14 protein-coding genes, 1 pseudogene and 1 riboswitch are annotated in these 17,434 nt (G+C 43.7%); of the genes and pseudogenes, 6 read left to right on the forward strand and 9 right to left on the reverse strand.

Annotated features, from left to right (window positions below):
- Positions 1-8 precede the first annotated feature (8 nt).
- From KKZ03_RS12375 to KKZ03_RS12410, 8 genes are all read right to left on the reverse strand, one after another.
- Positions 9-1,640, reverse strand: a complete 1,632-nt coding sequence (locus KKZ03_RS12375) for a precorrin-8X methylmutase (RefSeq protein WP_243217151.1) — start codon at positions 1,638-1,640, stop codon at positions 9-11.
- Between the two features lie 3 nt (positions 1,641-1,643).
- The gene (locus KKZ03_RS12380; RefSeq protein ID WP_243217152.1) at positions 1,644-2,384 is read right to left on the reverse strand and encodes a cobalt-precorrin-7 (C(5))-methyltransferase; all 741 of its coding nucleotides are present in this window, start codon (positions 2,382-2,384) and stop codon (positions 1,644-1,646) included.
- A gap of 89 nt (positions 2,385-2,473) precedes the next feature.
- Positions 2,474-3,079 carry a HupE/UreJ family protein gene (locus tag KKZ03_RS12385; protein WP_243217153.1) on the reverse strand — a complete coding sequence of 202 codons (606 nt, stop codon included), beginning with the start codon at positions 3,077-3,079 and terminating at the stop codon, positions 2,474-2,476.
- An 82-nt stretch (positions 3,080-3,161) separates the two neighbouring features.
- On the reverse strand, positions 3,162-5,051 hold the full coding sequence (locus KKZ03_RS12390; RefSeq protein ID WP_243217154.1) for a magnesium chelatase subunit D family protein: 1,890 nt from the start codon (positions 5,049-5,051) through the stop codon (positions 3,162-3,164).
- Between the two features lie 7 nt (positions 5,052-5,058).
- Positions 5,059-9,108 (reverse strand): cobaltochelatase subunit CobN, encoded by a 4,050-nt coding sequence (locus KKZ03_RS12395; protein ID WP_243217155.1) that lies wholly within the window; start codon positions 9,106-9,108, stop codon positions 5,059-5,061.
- Positions 9,101-9,412 (reverse strand): ferredoxin, encoded by a 312-nt coding sequence (locus KKZ03_RS12400; protein ID WP_243217156.1) that lies wholly within the window; start codon positions 9,410-9,412, stop codon positions 9,101-9,103. The genes KKZ03_RS12395 and KKZ03_RS12400 overlap by 8 nt, the downstream gene beginning before the upstream one ends.
- Positions 9,412-10,179 carry a CbtA family protein gene (locus tag KKZ03_RS12405; RefSeq protein ID WP_243217157.1) on the reverse strand — a complete coding sequence of 256 codons (768 nt, stop codon included), beginning with the start codon at positions 10,177-10,179 and terminating at the stop codon, positions 9,412-9,414. The genes KKZ03_RS12400 and KKZ03_RS12405 overlap by 1 nt, the downstream gene beginning before the upstream one ends.
- Entirely contained in the window at positions 10,142-10,339 is a 198-nt protein-coding gene (locus tag KKZ03_RS12410; RefSeq protein WP_243217158.1) for a CbtB domain-containing protein, read from the reverse strand. The genes KKZ03_RS12405 and KKZ03_RS12410 overlap by 38 nt, the downstream gene beginning before the upstream one ends.
- Before the next feature lie 132 nt (positions 10,340-10,471).
- A riboswitch (cobalamin riboswitch) is annotated at positions 10,472-10,693 on the reverse strand.
- A 656-nt stretch (positions 10,694-11,349) separates the two neighbouring features.
- Between KKZ03_RS12410 and KKZ03_RS22050 the strand changes: the two are divergent.
- Positions 11,350-11,517, forward strand: a pseudogene (locus KKZ03_RS22050) (ISAzo13 family transposase); the annotation flags it as partial.
- Here the strand turns inward: KKZ03_RS22050 and KKZ03_RS22055 are convergent.
- On the reverse strand, positions 11,518-11,697 hold the full coding sequence (locus KKZ03_RS22055; protein ID WP_371744899.1) for an Arm DNA-binding domain-containing protein: 180 nt from the start codon (positions 11,695-11,697) through the stop codon (positions 11,518-11,520). It abuts the pseudogene before it with no gap.
- 969 nt (positions 11,698-12,666) lie between these two features.
- Between KKZ03_RS22055 and KKZ03_RS12420 the strand changes: the two genes are divergently transcribed.
- The 5 genes from KKZ03_RS12420 (at position 12,667) to KKZ03_RS12440 (ending at position 17,349) form a co-directional block, all read left to right on the forward strand.
- The gene (locus KKZ03_RS12420) at positions 12,667-13,695 is read left to right on the forward strand and encodes a hypothetical protein (RefSeq protein WP_243217160.1); all 1,029 of its coding nucleotides are present in this window, start codon (positions 12,667-12,669) and stop codon (positions 13,693-13,695) included.
- A 24-nt stretch (positions 13,696-13,719) separates the two neighbouring features.
- Positions 13,720-14,007, forward strand: a complete 288-nt coding sequence (locus KKZ03_RS12425; RefSeq protein ID WP_243217161.1) for a hypothetical protein — start codon at positions 13,720-13,722, stop codon at positions 14,005-14,007.
- A gap of 104 nt (positions 14,008-14,111) precedes the next feature.
- Positions 14,112-15,854 carry a DUF262 domain-containing protein gene (locus KKZ03_RS12430; protein ID WP_243217162.1) on the forward strand — a complete coding sequence of 581 codons (1,743 nt, stop codon included), beginning with the start codon at positions 14,112-14,114 and terminating at the stop codon, positions 15,852-15,854.
- A gap of 245 nt (positions 15,855-16,099) precedes the next feature.
- Positions 16,100-16,414 carry a hypothetical protein gene (locus tag KKZ03_RS12435; protein ID WP_243217163.1) on the forward strand — a complete coding sequence of 105 codons (315 nt, stop codon included), beginning with the start codon at positions 16,100-16,102 and terminating at the stop codon, positions 16,412-16,414.
- A gap of 206 nt (positions 16,415-16,620) precedes the next feature.
- The gene (locus KKZ03_RS12440; RefSeq protein ID WP_243217164.1) at positions 16,621-17,349 is read left to right on the forward strand and encodes a hypothetical protein; all 729 of its coding nucleotides are present in this window, start codon (positions 16,621-16,623) and stop codon (positions 17,347-17,349) included.
- Positions 17,350-17,434: the final 85 nt, after the last annotated feature.

Consider the following 17,434-nt stretch of genomic DNA (forward strand, 5'->3'; position numbering starts at 1 on the left):
AGGCCGGGTTAGAGCAGCGTAATCAGGCTATCCCTGTCACTTTGTTTGGATAGCCTCTGGGGCACAAGCAAATCCGCACTTACAGAGGCCAGCTGATTCACCGCATCGATCATCAAACCGTTAATCACGCTGGCCGCCCAGGGCGAACCGCCGCGCGTGCCGCTATTGGTGATGCGCGGCACTTGCAAACAGCGTTTTAGTTCGGCTTTCGCTTCGCAGGTACCGACAAAGCCAACAGGCAAACCGATCACCAGTTGGGGTCGCCAGCCATGTTCGCGGATCAGACGTGTCGTCTCCATAATAGCGGTTGGAGCATCACCGATAGAGAGTACTATGTCGTTGCCAAACTTTTCCCAGGCACGGCGTATTCCGGCTGCGGAACGGGTGATACCTTGTGCCTCAGCCATCAGTGCGGTTTCGTTGTCATGCACACCGCACCAAGTTTCGATACCCAGTTGTTCCAACAGCGCCCGTTTCAGTCCAGTCTGCACCATCGTCACATCGGTCACAATCATTTTGCAACGTAACAGGGCGCGAATTCCGGTTTCAACAGCACCGGCTGAAAAATAGATGTCATCGACGGCATTAAAATCGCCGCTGGTATGCACCAGCCGTTGCAGAATGGTCAAATGGGCGGCAGGGAAAGTCGACCAATCACGTCCGGCCGCGATAATGCGGAAGCTTTCAGCTTCAATCGAATGCGGCACGTAAGGAGCAAATTCAGGATTAACATTGCCCGGCGTCACGTCTTTCTCCAGCAGACCTCGCACCTTAAGATGATGCGCGCGTTGCGGTTCGCCGACCTGTTCTTCAAATCCGACAATTTGCACCCGATATTTGCACAGGGCACAGTTCATCGCCGCACGACCTTCTACCGCTTCTTGTGCCCGTGCGATGAGTACATCAGCAACGAAAGGATGGACGCCCAGATAACCGGCTTTAAGGACTTCCAATGCTGGTTCCCGCTCCCGTAGAGCATCGGCGGCGGCATAAATCCGTTTAACCAAAACGCCATCAAACAAAAAGAAGGGGACAACAATCAATCGTGCATAGCCCAATTGAGCGGCGGCGCGCAAGCCATCGGCGACCAGCGGTTTAGCAGTGCCGGAGTAACACACAAAGGCAGTGCCAAAGCCCATGCCTTCTTCGATCATACGGGCGAATTTTGAGACTTCACCATTGGCATCGGGATCCGTTGTGCCGCGCCCAACCAGCACCAAACAGGTATCGTCACGACGAATCGTATGCGGCGATAGGGCTTCAACAGCGACAATGCGCTCCTGAACGACTTGCAACAACAGCGGATGCAGTCCCAGCGGTGCGCCAAAATGAAAGTCAATGTCGGGATGGGTTTGTGCAAAAGCCAGCAACTCGCTCGGCATGTCATTCTTGGCATGGCTTGCTGCCAGCAACACCGCAGGCACCATCACTACTTGTTGTGTACCTGCGTCAAGTTGAGCGATAATCGCTTGATCGATGGTCGGGCTGGCGAACTCCAGATAGCCATGACTGACGATATGTTGTGGCGCGCGTTTTTTGATCAACTCAACCAGTTGCTCAAACTCTTGAATGCCATCGGGATCCCGACTGCCATGTCCTGCGATCACGATACCGAAGGTGTTTTTATTATCTGCTGGCATTATTTAAGGTTCAATTTGGCTGGACATGGGACTCAAGGTGCGAATTAACATAATGCTCATATCGCTGAATTCTTTGTCTGCACAATCGGCCAGCGAGCCGTGCCATTCCGCCTCGGCAATTGCTCCCTGCATTGCTCTACCTCCTGCATCCATGCAGTCGTCGGCTCGGGTCAGGTTTTCCCAGACTTCGGTCGGATGCTCAGGCGGTACGCCCTGTTCCAACAGATAAGTGGCAATATGACGCGGCATGAAGGAACGCGCGGCATCCCACGGACAGGGAATCACGATAGCATTGCGCTGGTCTTGCAACACATGCACCAGATGACGCTTGAAAGGGCCAAGGTCACCACGACGATGAAAGGTAATAAAAGTAGTTTCATCAAAACAGACTTTGGCGCGCGAGGCGAGTATTTGCGCAGAAGATATGCCCGGTAATGTTTCCACCGGATGACCACAAGCCCGCTCGACCCGCTCCAGGTATTGAAAGCCGCTAAAATGGATATCGCCCATAAAAACCACCACACAGCGCTTGCCGGCATGATGTGCTTCGGCCACTGTTGCCAACTGTGCGGTCTGGTCGCGGTAATTCATCAGGACGGTTTGCGCCGTAACCGGAATCAGGCTTTGAATGACGTTAACCACAGCATCAAATCCGGCTACCACCTCGGCATTGCGAATTAACTCTGCACCGCGCAGGGTTAAATACCCAACATCACCAGGGCCTGCGCCTATGCAGATAATCATGGTTGGCCTTTAATATTTTTCTTTAAACTGTTGATCATAATTTCTTAAATAATTTTGTACACAGAGCTCGATGATTTTTAAAGATAGAGTTAATTGTTAATATGTTGGGTAGGCAGGCGGCGTAACAAGCTGTACAACATGGATTGGTGTGTAGCTGGTTTTAGCTGTATTTTTTCAGCAATCTTGGTACTTAACAAACCTGTCAAAATACCGAGACTATGCAAAATAGCGGTGCTTAACAAAAACCCGGAGGTATAACCCAATTGATCTGCGCCGGTTGCTATTTCAGAAGCATGTGCATAACCATGACACACTGCAAATGCAGACACTAAGCTTATCGCCATAACCGCTGATGCGCGAAGGTTAAACACGGTGATAATTGCAAATATAATCACTGATAAAGCAACTCCTTGTTCTGTAAAACTCAGCGTAAAACCTGCAAAATGTAGACCTGCGCCTGCGGACATTAGCATTAAAAAACTCAATGGCAGTTGCCACAATAGCTTGCCAGCCAACATACAGCCCCATAAACCAATGGCGAACATCACTAGAAGATGATCAAAACCTTGCCATGGATGAGCCAAACCAGTAACAAAATCATGGGTTGTACCCATGCCGGTATGTGCCAATGCAGGTGTCGCTAAGCCCAATAGCGTGACTGCCAGCGCTGTGTTTTTTAAACGTGATGTCTTCATGATTACCCCGGTTCTTATAATGTTGAATAAATTTATTTGATTAAAATTACCGACTTTGGTCGGTTAGCGTTAGCCGTCCTGTTTAGTTTGATTTAAAGCAGCCACGTATTGTTATCGCCAAATTTTCTGCTGACAACTCTTCCAATGTTAAGTATTCTGCCCTAAGTGCTTCTGCCAATTGACGGGCTTTTCCCAAGCGTAAATAACCGGTTTCGGTATCCAACACTAATGCAGGAATGCCCTGGTCGGTGAATAATTCAGCAAACTGTAGTGATTGTTGCCAAGGATCGCCACCCTCGTTTAAGGAAACATTGGCTTTGCCATCAGTTAACAATACCAGTAACGGTGGCAGTTCGTGAGCTTTACTTAATGTTTCCAAAGCCAGTTCCAGTGCGTGAGGCAACGGCGTTCGACCACCTGTCGGTAATTCACGTAACTGCTGTTCGGCAAGATCAACGCTACGGGTGGGTGGTAGTAACAACTGTGCCGAATCACCCCGAAATGAGATAACGGCAACTTGATCACGTTGCTGGTAGGCATCGGTCAGTAATGTTAGTACTGCACCTTTGACGGCTTCCATGCGCCGTTGTGCAGCCATAGAACCTGAGGCGTCAACTACGAACAATATCAAATTAGCACTTTTACCACTGCGAATTTGTTGATGTAAATCGTGTTTCGTTACCTTAAAATTGGCATCGCGTAATGCTGCACTGCGTAGTGTTGCACTAATTGCAAGGCTGCTTGGATTTTGATCCGGTACAACTTGTATAACCTGTCCACGGGGTGCTGCCATTGCCGCGTTGCGTTTACCAACAACGGCGTATTGACTATGAGTATCCACTAAAATTCGCGGTGCATTACCTGCGGCAGTTGCAACAAATACCTGCGGTTCTGTTGGGTTAGCATCCGGTTGAGGTGCTTCATCGTCCTGATCGACATTCGACTCCAAACCCGGTTCATTCGGTGCCTGAAGTGCTTGTTGCATCAATTCATCAAGACGCTCCTGATCCAGTCCAGGCTGTTCAAAAGGTTTTCGGCGGCGTCGGTGTGGTAACGCCAGCTCTGCCGCGCCACGCACGTCATCAGGGGTTACTTTTAAGCGTCCGGCTAAGGCAGCGAGGGCACGTGATGCTTTATGTATAACAATGTCGGCACGCAGGCTGGCGACTTCAAATTCACAACACAAATGACTGATGAGATCGAGTAAGGCATCATCTAATATGACTTTGGGTAATAAAGTTTGCGCAGTGGCAAGCTGCTCACATAGCGCCTCTTGTTCTTGACACCAGTTGGCGGCATAGCCTGCCGAATCGGCTTCGAAAGCGATACGGCGACGCACAACCTCAGCGCGTAAAGTTTTATCGCGCGGAGCGGTCACTTCAACCATCAAGCCAAAACGATCCAACAGTTGTGGACGTAAATCGCCTTCTTCAAGGTTCATCGTGCCGATTAAGGTAAAACGAGCCGGATGCACAACCGACAAGCCTTCTCGTTGTACCGAGTTGACGCCCATGGCTGCTGCATCAAGTAGTACATCCACCAGATGATCGGGGAGCAAATTGACTTCGTCAATATACAGTATGCCGCGATGTGCGGCTGCCAGTAAGCCGGGTTGAAAAACGCGTTTGGCACCTTTCAATGCTTGTTCCAAATCCAGTGTTCCCACTACACGGTCTTCTGTTGCACCTAAGGGCAAGGTGATAAAGGGAACGGGGCTGGCGAGTAACAGTGCATTTTCAGCACTACATATTTCGCAATGTTCAGAGGGCGCACCGGGAGCGCAATTAAACGCACACCCCGTCACTTTTTCTATAAATGGAAGAATCCCTGTTAGCGCCCTGGCAGCCGTACTTTTTGCCGAACCTTTGTCACCGCGTATTAATACACCGCCTAATGATGGATCAACCGCACACAGTAATAGCGCCGTTTTTAATTGCGGTTGTTCAACGATTGCAGAAAAGGGAAAAGTCATGGCTGTCTCAAGCAAGTCGCGGTGTTTCGCCGCGTGCTTCCAATAACGTTTCGCTCTGCAAATAAATAGCTTGCAATGCGTCCAGCGTTTGTTGTTGAGGTTCTGCCCACATGCCTCGACTGGCGGCTTCCAGAAGGCGTTCGGCAATGGCATTCTGCGCCCATGGATTCGCCTCTTGCAGAAAGCTCTGCATTTCGGGATCCATCGCATAAGTTTCGGCAACTTGTTCGTACATCCAGTCATCCATGACTTGCGCTGTGGCATCATAGCCAAACAGATAATCGACCGTTGCAGTTAGCTCCAAGCCACCTTTATAACCATGACGCTGAATACTCGCCAACCACTTTGGATTGACTACCCGCGAACGGAAAACGCGCAAGGTTTCTTCTTTTAAATCCCTGACCTGAGGATGGGACGGATCATGGCTGTCACCGAAATAGTGACGTGGCTGTTGACCCGTTAAGGCACGGATAGTCGCGATCATGCCGCCATGAAATTGCAGATAATCATCACTATCAAAAATATCGTGCTCGCGATTGTCCTGATTGTGTAACGCAACTTGAACGCCGGATAAACGAGTGCGAAACGCCTCGCGCTCATCTTTTCCTTGTTCACGGCGGCTATAGGCATAGCCACCCCAATTAATATAACTTTCTGCAAAGTCGGCATCAGTTTGCCAGTTCTTTTCCTGAATTAGCGGCAAGATGCCTGCGCCGTAACTGCCTGGTTTCGCACCGAAAATACGGTAACCAGCCCGCTGTGAAGCAGCCTCCTCCGTTAACCCGTTACCGATCAACTTATCCAATTCTGCCAGATAATGTTTACGGACAAAATTTTGTGATAGCGGTTCGTCCAGCGCAATAACCGCATTAACCGCATCATCGATTAAATCAATTAATTGCGGAAAAGCATCACGAAAAAATCCGCTGATGCGCGTCGTAACATCAATACGCGGTCGTTTGAGCTCCTCCAGTGGAATGACTTCAACACCGATCAACTGACGATTTTCGGGACGCCAAAGTGGACGAACACCCAATAAGGCCAAAATTTGTGCGACATCATCACCATGGGTACGCATTGCACTGGTTCCCCAGATACTGATGGCGACACTCTCCGGATAATCACCGGCTTCAATTTGATAGCGATTAAGCACTTCATGGGCAAGTTGCTGACCGACTCGCCATGCTGATTGGGACGGTACGCTACGTGGGTCAACCGAATAAAAATTGCGTCCTGTTGGCAGAATGTGCGCCATGCCGCGTGTCGGTGAACCGCTGGGGCCTGCCGGTATATAGCCGCCGGACAAGCCGCGCAACAGATTATCAATTTCATCTGAGGCACGCGCAAGATTAGGCACTAATTGATGGCAGGCAAAGCCAAGTACCTGCTGAATTGCGCTGAAGTCATTTGTGCAATGGATAAATATTTTCTTTAAAATAGCGTCGATAGCGGTTGCGTTATAAGCGTATTGTTTCAACTCACTAAACAAGTTCCGGCTAAAGGTTTCAATCATTTCCAGTGCGTCCGCATTGGTTACGATGGCTCGCCCTGCAAGTTGTTCAAGAAGGCTGCATGGTTTATCCAGACGACGTCCCGGATGTTCTAGCAGACTATAAATATCCAAATTGAACAGCGTGGCGATTTCCATTTGTAACCCCGGAATAGCCTGATTGGGCAAACGCGTGAGGGAAACCAGCATGTCAACCAGCTGTTCGTTCTCGGGCGATTGCCCCAAGATATGCAAACCATCGCGAATTTGTGCCGCACCCAGTTCGCACAGATAACCATCCAAATCTTCGATCAAATGGGCAATGTCTGACCCTGCCATTTTGGTTAAGACAGTAGGCAGCTTGTTTTGATCATGATCATGCGTGTGGGTATGAACCTGCTTTAAAGGTTGATTAAAAATACTTTTTCCGGTCTGAATCGGCTTAAAAATAGCGGGTTTTAAAGCGCCGGTTACTGGCGTATTCTTGGGAGAAAGAGGGGCGTGTGAATGCGAGTGCTCATGGTCATGATGGCTGTGCTCATGCTCGTCATGTGAGTGGTCGTGATCATGATGCAATAACCGGGCTTGCAAATCCGCATTCAGATTAGTCTCTTTCACCAACTCCCATATTTGCTGCTGCAATAGCGGCAGTTTTGCGGGATCGAGTATTTCTACCTGATAGTATTCATCCACCAGTTGCGTCAATTGCGCCAATGCGCCATAAGTATCAGCAGTAGTCATCGGTGGCGTCAGATGATCAACTACAACGGCATGGGCCCGGCGTTTGGCCTGCGCGCCTTCGCCAGGATCATTGATAATAAAAGGATAAAATAACGGCAGGTCGGCTAATAGCGCATCAGGAAAGCACTGCTCCGACAGTCCCACCCCTTTACCCGGCAACCATTCCAGCGTACCGTGTTTACCAACATGCACAATGGCATCTGCTTGCCATTCATCTTTTAACCAGCGATATAAAGCGTAGTAGTGATGCGTCGGTGGCAAGTCTGGCTGATGATAAATAGCATCTGGATCCATGCCATAACCGCGCGGCGGTTGTAGCATAACGATGGCATTTCCCAACTCAAGCCCGGCTAAAGCCAGTTGACCGTTATGCACATAAGCTTCACCCGGGGGCGCCCCCCATTGTGCAATTATTTTCTCCTGCATTTCACCAGGTAAATCAGCAAACCACTCGGCATATTGCAATGTGGAAACACGGCCGACCGCATTTGCCAACTGTTCGCCGGTGAGGTAGGTATTATCGTAAGCACAACGGTCTATCAATGCGTGGATAAGCGCAGTGCCGTTATCCGGAAGATTAGCTATGCAATAACCATCGGCTTGCATGGCGTTTAAGATGTGCATTAGCGAGGCAGGCGCATCCAACCCGACGGCATTGCCGATTTGCGAGGCTTTGCTGTTCGAATTGGTAAACACAAAAGCAATGCGTTTATTGGCATTATTGAGTCGTTTAAGTCGTGCAAACCGCGCGGCAATGCCTGCAATTCTGGTGACGCGATCCGGTATGGGCGCGTATTCAATCAGCTCATTCGGCAATCCGCTGGCACTGGCTTTAAACGATAGCGGGACTGTAATAATGCGTCCGTCGAATTCCGGCAAGACCACGTTCATGGCGGCATCCAGTGGATTTAATCCGCGCGGGGATAACTGCCACTGTAATTCTGTCATGCCGCTGGTAATTGCTTGCAACACGGGGACATTAAGCTGTTCCAATACCGACACTGACCAACCTGCGGGAGTTATTCCACCGGCTGTAATCTCACCCATGGCAAACGCGGTGGTATTAATCAACACGTCGATATGCGTGCCTTGTTCATTACTGAAATAGCGCAAGGCGGTCGGCAAGGTATAGCTACCGCCACCCGCACGCAAGGATGAAGTAAATACAGGCAAGACAGCCAGACCGAGCTTTTCCAGTGAGGTAATTAAGGCATCGACAAAGCGGGTATTACCACTCATCCAATGTGCACGATAGAAAACTATGCCGACACTGGGACATTCGATATTGCGGATAGTTAACCAGTCGTTAATGTCGGCATTTTGCGGTAAATCAGGGTGATAAATACCGTGTTCCGGTAACGCTATCGCAGGTTCAAATCCCAGACCTGTCAACAAAAAATGATCGGACAGATAGCGTAGAAGCTGCGCCATATTAATACTGCCACCGGCTTGAAAATAAGTGAGTACCTGATGCAGCACATCCATTGATACGGTTGAAGCTGCCGCTAATTCAGGATCAGGCTCGCCCGTGCCGCTGATGATAATTAAGTGCTGTCCACTGCTTTGCACTTGTTTTAGCAACTCCGGAAAGCCCGGTACGCTACCCAGTCCGCCTAATACGCGCAACACAATGATTCGCGCTGAAGCCAGTTGAGGGATAAGTGCCGCCGGTTGTTGCGCTTCACTTTCCAATGTCTGTAGGTTAAAACCGCTCACTTGCGCAAAATCTTCAGGCAGTTGCCCTAGCGCATTGTGTAACACGGTTAAATCATTGGCGGTATGGGTCAATAATGCAATTGATGCGCTCATCGCTTTAAGCTCAGACATCACCCACACCCAAGCGGTGGATAATATGCTCACTCACTTCGTTACTACCTTGCAGGTGTTCTTCGACTATACGCTCCAGCACCGACTCATTCGTGCAGCTATACCAAACCCCCTCAGGATAAACAACTAATATTGGACCGTTTTTGCAAACAGCAAAACAGTTCGAGCGAGTTCGTTTCACTTTTAATTCAGGGCGACTATCGATTTTTTCACCCAGCTTTTTAAACATTGCTTCGCTTTGCTTGCCGTCTTGCGTGCAGCGTGAACCGGTGCACATCAATACATGTTTGGAATAGGTACGCATTATTTGTTAGAGACCTGATGTTTGCTTGAAAAAAATGCCATTAAGCTACCCAGAACCAACCAAAATACCACGTTGGCAAAAGCAGTTGCCGCTATAAAGAGATGAGCCAACTCAGCGGGTGCGGCACTACTGTGAACGTCGGGTTGCGGTGCGCCTATCCAATGCGGCGATACCAGCAATACGAACCCCAGTAGTTTATTTAACCTGGTTTTAGAAAAAAACAACAGCCACAGTCCAACGGTAGTCATTAAAACAGTCATCAACCACCAAAGCTGTCGATCATGTAAATTAGCAGATTCAGTACCGGGAACTTCCGGAGGCAAGCCCAACGAGGGCGCGACAAAAAAAACAGTGTAACCCGCCAATCCCCACAGCAAACCGTTACGCCAATGACTAACCGGGCCGCGTAGATTAATGGTAGCGCCCAGCAATAGCGCAAAACCGACAGCCAAACTAATATTGGTCACTGCCGTATAAACTGTTCGCTCCCAACCATTTTCGGGTTGCCATTCTACGGCTTCATGATGATCATGTATTTTGGTCTCTTTACTATCATCATGAGTATGAGTAGTAATAACTGTGACCGTTGCTTGCTTTTCATAAGCTTCAGCTTGGATTAATACTGGAATAACTTGAATACTCTGAAGAGCCGTCAATAATAAACCTGTCCAGAACCCTGACCATAGCGCAGAGACTACAAGTATCTTGAAGGTAGACAGGTTAAGCACATTAATGGCACGGAAAACTGGCGGAATGACGACCGTCATGCGCTGCATTGTGAAATTGTATCGTTTCAGAAAAACCTGCACCATACAGAAGCGCCAAGCCTAATATGCCGGCAAGCAGGCTAGGTAAGATGCTATCTTTTAAAGCATTTGAAAGGGATGGTGTATCGACGTTAGCAGTTAATAAAGGTACTAAAGACATATTTTTCTCCTGTGAAAGGCAATAATAAGTAAATAACACAATATTGATCGTGTTAAAAAAATAATTTGCAGAAGGAGAAAACAAAAAGATGGACACGGGAACAGCAATCCATCTGAACGCCCTCCGCGTACAAATCTGACGATCACCTTAGGCCGGTCTCCGGGCTTACAAGCGGAAATTATTCCAAAAATTTACGCCTTCCCATGAATGACACAGTGGCTTATGCAAATTTTCTACTTGTTTACCGTTGCGGGGGCAGCGTAGGTTTTGTTAGCCTTTAAAGCAATCTCACCTACTTCCCGTTTAAATTCTAAAGACAGACTGTCCCAGAATACCTAATGCGATTTTTACAACCGGTAGTATAGGCACTGAATAAAAAACTAGCAAGATTAGTTCATTATTTCAACAGGTATTAGCTCAATGAATCAGAATTATCAGAATCATTGAACCACTTTAATTGTGTCCGTAAAATTACCACATTCCCAACAATAATAAGAGTTGGCGTCTGAATCGTAAGTGATTTTTATTATTTCAAACAGCGTAGTTAATGTTCCCGTAAATATTCTTTGTTGCACCATTGTCCCTCGCTCTATCAATGCGATTGGTAAATCCTTATCAGCCCCATGTAATATTAAGTTAGGCGATTTGCGAAGAAAATATTACCCTTTCAATGTAGGATGTCTTCTTTATTTTTCCACTGAGTACAATTACGCAATCCACTCCCAAGCCAATTCTATTGCTCTTAAGCGCATCTCAAATCGAAGATTTGAAGTTGGCGAGTACTAAAATGTCAGGTGCGGAGCGCAGGGCTTTTCAGGCGCTTATGACATTAAAATATTACACAGGTAACACCCGATTAGCGGAGGATATTTGGTTGGGGTCGTTATACCGTTCAGTTAGGACTTAATGATCAAAGCACCTGAATTATTTGTCAGGGAGTGCAAGCGACTTGCAGTGGAAATAAATTAGGGGAAGAAAAGCATCCTGATGTGGCCCAGGCACTATAGGCAATGGCAGATTCTTACAGCCAGCAAGATCCGACCTTTCATACTTCACTGTTATATACGCGACTGACCGCAGCGAAAGCTTTGGAACAGTTAACTACCCAAGGCTTCCAAGCGGATCAACTACCATCACCCAGCACCATGGCGGAGGTTTTGAACCGCAATAGTTACCGACTACAAACTACCAAGGGCCAGTTTTTGCCTTGTCTTATTAAACGTATAAATAAACCGCCACAACTTAGCGCCATTTTTGCCCACAAACAAAAACAGTCCATCACCATCATTAATCATGTAATTTTTTTCTTTAGACTTGGCTGCCTTGTAGGTCACGTCTTTATTGATATTCTTAGCCATAGTGTGTCCTTTATTGTGTCTTTTTTTTGACACTATAGCAAAGGACACAATAAAGGACACACTTTTAGGTGAATACGGTTGTATCTGGTACCATTTCGTTGGACAATAAAAAACCCGCTAAGCCTTACGACTTGCGGGTTTATGTATTTCTTTGCACGGTAATAAATCCTCGAATGGTACCGAGGGCCGGTATTGAATTTATCCATAACTAATTGTTTATAATTAAGATATTATTTGAAATTTATAAAAGGTAACGATTAAGGTAACGTTTTTATTTTTTACCCCTCCCATCAAATTGTCTAAATTTGTTTCCAGATTTGGATATGAATTTGATATATCCATATTCTTAATTTTATTTATTTTCAGACTTAATCTGACGATTTAAGAGCTAAACCTAACTTTACCCGTTTTTGACTGCCTGTTATCGACCCAGACCAGCCATAGGACTTTAGTTTTTCACTCCCCTAAACCTGCCATTCGCGAAGATCAGTAAACGACCTACGAGAGTCAATCTTTCCAGATTTTTCAAATATAGACTTTCAGAAATTAAATTTCCAACTTATGTCGCTGTAAGCCCATACAGATAACATCCCTTGAAGGGATGGTATCTGTCAACATTGAAATTATTTATCTGAAAATCTATAGCAACATAACACCAGAAAGCCGACAATCGATTCTAGAAAACCCTTTAATACATATCATATAGAGGCCTTCGCAATTACGCTACATAAAACTGCTTGCCAATTAGCTCATACGTTTGCGGTGTCGTTTAATCAAATAGTCTTCTATTAAATAGTTTTCTCTCACTACTAATCTCTATTAAAAAGCATCAGAGAAGGTAAAAATAATGCCAACTCAAACTTTTCGGGATAAATTGATAAATAAGTTCCCTACAAAGAAAGAATAGTGATATACTTCTTTTCGTCGGGACATATTTAATCCTGCGTTCATTTATAGGCGAGGTGAGTTATGGTAGATTTGGCAAAAATAACAAAAGATGATGCAAAAGAAGCCGCAATAAAGTTTTTGGGTATTTTAGCTATGTGGACAGATTGTCTTTTTGATGGGAAGGCAGGTGCTCGACTATTAAATATTGATCAACTGGGTTATGAGGGTGGAGATATTCATTACGATGGATCTACAGAAGCTCTTGAGTCGTATATATTGAGTAGCAATTTAGCTGAAGCTGTTTTTGTAACAAAAATCGAACAGATTTTTGAATTTGCAAAATGGGGGACTGGGTCAATAAAAAATGAACTTGGTGATCACTTAATAGATGGAAATCACTTAATAGATTTATTAACAGAATTTGGATCGTTCCGTAATGTTTTTGAGCGTAAATCTGGCCGTAGATTAGGACAAACGACTCTCCCGTTTCTACCTTTTAAAGATGATGGAGTGAATAATCTTGAAGTATTTAATATCAAAGGGAATTTGATTTTAGATATTTTGCTGACCATTACCGATGCCGCCTATGCAAGGTGGAAGCTTACAGATTATCATCAATTGACACTCGAGGAAATAGCATTACTTGCAGGAGTAGGTATAAAAACTGTTAGAAATGCAGTGAGCTCTAAAGGACATGATCGATTAGTAATAGCAGCAGGCGAAAAATACATTGATCATGACGAGGCTTATAGGTGGTTGCTCACTAAGAAAGGTTTTACAGGTCCATTTTCATACGATGCGGAACCAAGTTATGAGTCTTATGAAACATTGGGGCAATTTAGACACCACTGTTTTGTTTTACGAAAGCTAGCAAATCTTGAAATTACGGATTTATCTAAGAGCATGGGTTGGGATGAATTGTTAACAGATGCCTACACAAACCTTGAAAATCTAGTCGCAACGGAATCGCTAGAGTTATTAACACCAGTATTACTAATGGCGCTGGGAAATTTTTATCAATCCCTATACCTAACGACCTTTGTGGTTGAAGGAAGCAAAATATTAGCATCAGTAGTCGCTGAACTTCGCGCTAAAACATTATTTAACTGACCTAAATAAATTAAGGGAACTGTCATGATTTTAACAAAACACACAGAAGTCCGAATACAACAACGTTGTATACCAGAGCTCGTTTTGGATTTACTCCTTCAATATGGAGAAGTTGAACATCAGCATGGAGGGACGGATTTGGTTTATTTTAAATCTAAAAGCTTTACCAAGGCACGCAAACACTTAGAAAATATGCTGAAGGAATTCGATAAAATGAAAGACACTTATTTGGTCAGGAGCAAGCAAGATGAAAACAATATCATTATTACGTCAGGTTATCTAAAGGGCAGTCCGAGGACAAAAACCAAGTGAATGTTAAAAATCTTGTTATCAGAATAACCTTAATTTAATCAAGTAGCATATATTTATTCTGCTATCCAAAAATCTAATTTTGTAGTAACAATAAGGAAGATATAGTGTCGTACGATTCAACAACAATAGCTAATGTACTTGGAAAACTTAACAAATCATATTTTTTACCTGATATACAACGTCCATTTGTTTGGGATACCGATCAAATTACTCGTCTATTTGATTCATTGATGCAGAATTATCCGATCAGTTCTTTCTTATTTTGGGATGTGAATGAAAAAAATACAGAAGAGCGAGAAATCTATAAATTTATAATAGATTTTAGGTGTGGCGAAAATCAAGATGAAAAAATAGATTTGCTAAAAAATGACAATATAACTTTAGTTATGGATGGGCAGCAGCGACTAACCTCACTGATGATCGGTTTAATAGGATCCTATTCAGATCGCCCAAAGAATCAGCGTAAAAACCCAAATGGTCCGATTAAAAAGGCACTTTACCTGGATTTACTTAAAGATCCATCGGCAGAAATGGAAGATGACGATAATCCTAAACAGACTCGCTACGGATTTGATTTTTTTGAAACCCCACCTTCACGTTATAGTTCTACTAAATTTTGGTTTAAGGTAAGTGATATTCTTGATTGCAATAAAGATACATATCGAAAACGTCGGCATGCTTTAGTTGAGCAAGCAGGATTACTATCAAAAGAACAACTAGATGTTTTTGAAACTAATTTTGAAAAACTTTATGATGTTATTTGTCAAGATAAGTCAATCTCTTATTACACAGAAACAAGCCCATCTTATGACAAGGTTGTCGAAATTTTCATTCGAGCAAATGATGGCGGCACAAAGCTCAGTAAGTCAGATATATTAATGTCAATGCTTACCAAGAACTGGACTACAAATGCACGGGATGAAATAAATAATTTGGTTCTATATTTGAATTCAGAGCTTGAAAGTAAAAATGATGTTAATCGAGATTTTATTTTAAGAACAAGTTTAGTGTTCTGTTTAAAAACAGATTTTTCATTAAAGACTCAAAATTTTACCAAAAAAAATATCAAATTAATTGAAGCTAATTGGCTAAATATAAAAAATGCATTAGAGCTCTCATTTAGAACAGTAAATTTTTTTGGAGTAGACAAGCGTAATTTGACGAGTGTAAATGCGATTATGGTAATAGCCTATTATTTTTACGGACTGCCTAATCTTGATCATGCAAAAAAAATGGCAATTGACCCTGAAAATCAAAAATCAATTAGGCAATGGTTGGGTAGCGCACTTCTTAACGGTATTTTTACTGGTCAATCTGCAAATACTATTGGTATGGCAAAACGAGTAATTGACGATGAAATAGGTTCGTCTAATTATTTTCCTGCAAAATCATTAGTCACTAAAATGACTTTGAGGGGTCGTCTAGTCTTAGAGTATGACAATGTTGCCATAGGGAAATTTATGGATATCAGTTACAGTAAAAAACTTGGTTTTGTAGCATTATCAACTCTTTATGATAATAACAATTGGGCAAATGACCATTATCAAAAAGTTAGTCTTTTTCCGAAAAAATTATTTGATAATGAAAAGTTGCTCAGTCTGGGCGTTTCTGAAAATGAAATAGACTTACATATAAGTCGTATGCCTAATTTATTACTACTATCGCGGGATGAGATCATCGAAAAAGAAGAAATGGATTTTAGTATATGGATTCAATCACGCAATGATAATTTTTTCGATCAGCATTTACTTCCCAAAGACATGGCTTTATACAGGCCAGAAAAATTTTTGGGATTCATTAAACATAGAGAAGAACGGATTGAAAATCGGTTAAAGTCATTGTTTTAATTGGCAATGGCTATAACTGCGTAAAACAGATAGTTCTGCTTATAACTATACATTTTCAGATAAATAATTCCTATGCCAACAGATACCATCCCTTGAATGAATGGTATCTGTTGAAGATTTAAACGACGTTTCATGGAAATTTAATTTCTGAAAAACTATAGCTTAAATATTCTTAATCTAATTATCTTTTGTTTACAAAAAGTCACCTATAAATTTCCTAATTTCAAATAACTGGAGAAAACCGCATGAATACAGCAGATTCAAATATTGAACAGCCAGGTAGAACGTTCTTGAAATCGACCTCACACGTTAGGGTTTTGGTTAGTCGAGGTAATTATCTTCGGTCAGTCGCGGTAGGCTTGCAATTCGGAGTGATTCACTTTCCTGGTGAGATTATTTCCGTAGTTGTATGGCCTTTAGTTACAAACATAATAGGCTCTCTTTATATGGCAATAAGCAATCTGACTTTCGTAACTAGAGCTGCAATTGAGGCTATCTATGTAGGGTTTACTGGTCACCTTGACGCAACTGATGAGCCTATCGAGTATGAAGATGAATAACATTCACGCATTGTATTGGTAAGAAATATTTTTAGTTAAACAAATTCAGTGACTTTCGATTATGGTGAAACATCTAAGCAGCAACCAGAACGCTTTCATGGTGTATCTTAGCGCTGTAATGACGTAACTCAAAGGGTGGCCTATGCCACCTTCTTTTTAAATTGGCTAGCAATTTTAGACGCTAAGCATTTTTTATGGAATAAAACATGTTACCTAAGCACGGAAAATTACAATGTAGTGAATGTTACACATCTATGGATAACGAATTAATCCAACCACATCCTGAGTGGAGAATGATTAACGACCCTGGAGCATGGGGGGGTGATATTCCTGAATATTTAGTACTCGGTTTTTCAAAAGGCGCAACGCAAGCAGGTATATATAAAAAAGGTAAATTTGAGGATATAGCTTTTGCAGGAATGCGGCCAAGATTAACACAAGCACTACAAGCTTTAGGTGCCTTAAAGGTTCATGAAACAGCAGACGAAAAGATCAATGACCCTAATTCTAATATAGGATTCGGCTCATTAATTCGTTGCAGTGTATCTCGCATAGATAAAAAAACCTCCGATAAGACAGGAAAAGATGTATATGCTTGCACTGGACCTTTAATTACAAAGTCTTTTAAAGAGATACCACACATAATTAAAAAATGTTCCAACAAGTACCTAACTAGCATTCCTATTTCTGTAAAAGTTGTATTCTTCTTAGGAAATACTGATTCATATGTACAAAGTTGCCAATCACTTATTAAGGAACTATTCCCTAGAGATTTCATGGCAATAAACCCCATGGCTGTTAATGCTGACAATCGTTTATGGATACATTTAGCTCATCCATCAGGCTTAAACGGACACTTTAAAACGTGGCTAACTGAAAATGCAGGGTCAGGATTAAAGCGCATTCACGCAATAGATGCCATGAAAAATATTTAGAGTAATCAATTAAATTCGTTCGAAAAATGCATGCCAGCAATATTACATAGCTTGCGCAACTATTATTTATTGTACTCTGACGGTC

It is taken from the genome of Methylobacter sp. S3L5C, from assembly GCF_022788635.1.
In the GTDB taxonomy this organism is placed as follows: Bacteria; Pseudomonadota; Gammaproteobacteria; order Methylococcales; family Methylomonadaceae; genus Methylobacter_C.